The following is a 2,955-nucleotide window of genomic DNA, read 5'->3' as shown; positions in this document are numbered from 1 at the left end:
GCGGCTGCCAAGGCAAAGGCTGACGCTGACGCGGCTGCTAAGGCGGCTGCTGAAGCTGGGACGATCAGCCAGCAAAACGCTCTGCGGGCCGCTGGAGACTACCTCGACTACACAGCCTTCTCGCGCACGGGTCTGATCAAGCAGCTCGTCTTCGAGAAGTATTCGACACCGGATGCTACCTGGGCGGTGGACCGTGTGAAAGTCGACTGGAACGAGCAGGCAGCCAAGTCCGCCAAGAGCTACCTCGAATACACATCCTTTTCGCGTTCCGGGCTGAAGGAGCAACTGGCCTTTGAGGGCTTCACCCCGGCTCAGGCCGAGTACGGAGTAAGCCAGACGGGCCTCTAGCGGCATGCCTCAGTCCTAATTGTGGGGCGTYGAGTCCGACACGGCCGCTTGCATACTCGCGAGCCCACCGCGGCAAAAGTTGGCGCTCCTAGTGGTCCTATCAGGGTGCGCAGGAGCAAATACACCAAAAGCTGCTCCGAACGTCACCGAGACCGTGACTGTGACGGAAACCGCCACCGCGACGGTAACAGCTACTGTGACGGCCGCGGCGGCGGCTCCAGCCGCCGCGCCTGCGGCAGCCGTACCTGCCGCTCCCGCTCCAGCCGCGACGGCCGTAATTCCTGCCGCAGTTGCAGGCATGAATGCTCAGGCCCTCGACGAGGACTTGGCTGCTCTGGGATTCGAGAACGTAMTCTACAACGCCGATACAGGCAAGACAGTCCTATTGCTGAGCAACTGGACCGTCACCGGAATTGATAACCCGGGCGCTACGCAGCCCGTTAGCAAAGCCGTTGTCGTTCACGTAACCAAGTAGCCTGACGGTGGGTGCAGATGGCCACATGCAGCCGTCTGCACCCACAGAACCGCGCTCCCCCACTCAAACACCACAGGATCGGCGGGCGGGTCCGACTTGATGAAGGTTGACTCCCCGAAGTTCTGCGCTCTTGCGGCCGCCGTGGCAAGCCGGTCGACCGTGGCAAGGTTCGCCTCGATTTCGGTACCGGTTTCCAGCCGCCCGCTAGCTATCCTCACACCAGTCCCATGGGCGGCCGGGTGGACCGGCCGCCCTTCCGGTGATCGTTCTATTTGGTGTTCAGCACATTCCAGAGGATCAGATCGTGGGCGTGCCTGGCTTTATCGTCGCCGCGGAAGTCTGCTTCCTTGACACTGGAGCCTGTGTCGATTCCGATGCTGGACGTCGACGCGAACCGGCCCATCATCGATTTGTTGGACAGCATGGAGACGGAGCGGATGTTCTTGTAGGGCACYGAAACGACGGCGAGCTTATTGCCGACGAAGCTCTTGTCCTGGAGGATGACGCGCATGTTCGTGATGCCCACGAAGCCGGTGCCTACTCCAATGCAGTCGTAGACCGCGTAAACTATCTCACCCTGCAGCAGCCCGGCCTTGATCTGCTCGAGCTGGTCCGGTCGGTCATGGATAACCTGGGTCAATGTGTTCCCTCGTTCGAGTCAGTCGCGGAGCGGAACGCCGTGCGCGTCCCGCTGGAATTGGGCGGAGCCGGCGATGATCATGATGCCTTCGATGACACCCCAGAGGCACACGATGCCGAAGGTGAACGCGCCCAGGACCAGTGTGAGGATGAGCTGGATGACGGCGATCTTGGTGAAGCCCAGGTAGAAGCGGTGAATACCGAGTCCGCCGAGGAAGATGCCCAGGAGCCCGGCGACGACCTTGGACTTCGGCTGCGGGTAGCCGTAGGCGGGGTTCGGCATCGGGGGCTGCTGCTGGTATTGCGGCTGCAACGGCGCCGGCGGGTAGCTCTGGTGCTGGGGCTGTTGGTACGGCTGCTGCGGTCCGACGGGGTGGCCCTGCTGCGGGCCAGCGTACGGCTGCTGCGGTTCGACCGAGTAGCCCTGCTGCGGGCTTACGTGGGGCTGTTGCTGCCGAGGTTCGACGGGGTCCTGTTCGCTCTGGTACGGCGGGGCTGCTGGCAGCTGGTAGCCTCCCGGAGGGGCAACGTTCGCGTCAGGGTCAGGCTGTGTCATGGTGGTGCCTTTCGAAGAGTGATGATGCAGCCCACGGCGGTCAGGCGGCAGCACCGTCTACGACGGCATCCCCCAAAATCCATGTGCCGACATCAGTTTGACGGAAGAAATCGCCAATTGCGCTGTTTGGTGCCGTATGTCCTGACTGAATTGCCGTCGGCATCCGGACCGCCGCGCGCGTCCCGACTACACTCTCAACTCAGAAGAGCCGCTTTCCCTGCCCACTTTTCAGGAGACCACCATGGATAACGAGATTCAGCTGATCAGTGACGGCGATGGCCTGGCGATCATCGGGGATCCGTCGGCTGTCGAACGGTTCCTCGTCTCTGAAGGGCTGCCATCGAAGGACCTCGGACTGCAACGGCTCGGATCTGCCCTCGGTAACGCGGCTGGAGTCGCACAGGCAGGTTCCGAGATTGCAGCCAACTCAGGCCGCTGGGTGAAGCTGACTAAGGAGTCAGCACAGCTTGTCAACAAGTACGGGCTGAGGGAAAGTTCGACGACGGGTCTCCGCTCCGGTGTGCTAAAGGGGAACACCGGCCAGATCAAGGGATTTGTCGAATTCGTGAAAGGGCCAGGATCGCTTGTGGCCAACCCGGCGATTCTGGCTGGTGCCGCGGGGATCATGGCGCAGTTTGCGATGCAACAGACCATGGACGAGATCACCGACTATCTCGCCACGATCGATGAGAAGGTCGACGACGTGCTCCGCGCCCAGAAGGACGCCGTGTTGGCGGACATGATCGGAGTGGACCTTGTGATCGAGGAGGCCATGACCATCCGGGAGCAGGTCGGCCGGGTCTCCGAGGTCACGTGGTCGAAAGTGCAAGCCACGTCGCTATCGATCGCGCGAACCCAGGCGTACACGTTGCGTCAACTCGACGCACTCGCGGAGAAAATGGAACACAAAACCAAAATCGGTGATCTCGCCACGACG

General features: G+C 61.9%; 3 protein-coding genes and 1 pseudogene. 2 read left to right on the top strand and 2 right to left on the bottom strand.

The window, feature by feature from the left end; all coding sequences use genetic code 11:
- The coding region (locus AC1DEY_RS22830) for an Ltp family lipoprotein (protein WP_476869989.1) at positions 1-348 on the top strand (348 nt) is incomplete at its 5' end.
- Between the two features lie 743 nt (positions 349-1,091).
- Here the strand turns inward: AC1DEY_RS22830 and AC1DEY_RS22825 are convergent.
- Both AC1DEY_RS22825 and AC1DEY_RS22820 read right to left on the bottom strand, forming a co-directional pair.
- Entirely contained in the window at positions 1,092-1,463 is a 372-nt protein-coding gene (locus tag AC1DEY_RS22825; RefSeq protein WP_476869988.1) for a PH domain-containing protein, read from the bottom strand.
- Positions 1,464-1,481: 18 nt separating this feature from the next.
- Positions 1,482-2,018, bottom strand: coding sequence for a TM2 domain-containing protein (locus tag AC1DEY_RS22820; RefSeq protein ID WP_476869987.1), 537 nt, complete (start codon positions 2,016-2,018; stop codon positions 1,482-1,484).
- A 241-nt stretch (positions 2,019-2,259) separates the two neighbouring features.
- Here AC1DEY_RS22820 and AC1DEY_RS22815 point away from each other — a divergent pair.
- A pseudogene (locus tag AC1DEY_RS22815) lies at positions 2,260-2,955 on the top strand (hypothetical protein); the annotation flags it as partial.

Source organism: Arthrobacter sp. 05T47 (assembly GCF_056395825.1).
This window is presented reverse-complemented; position numbering and strand designations above follow the sequence as displayed.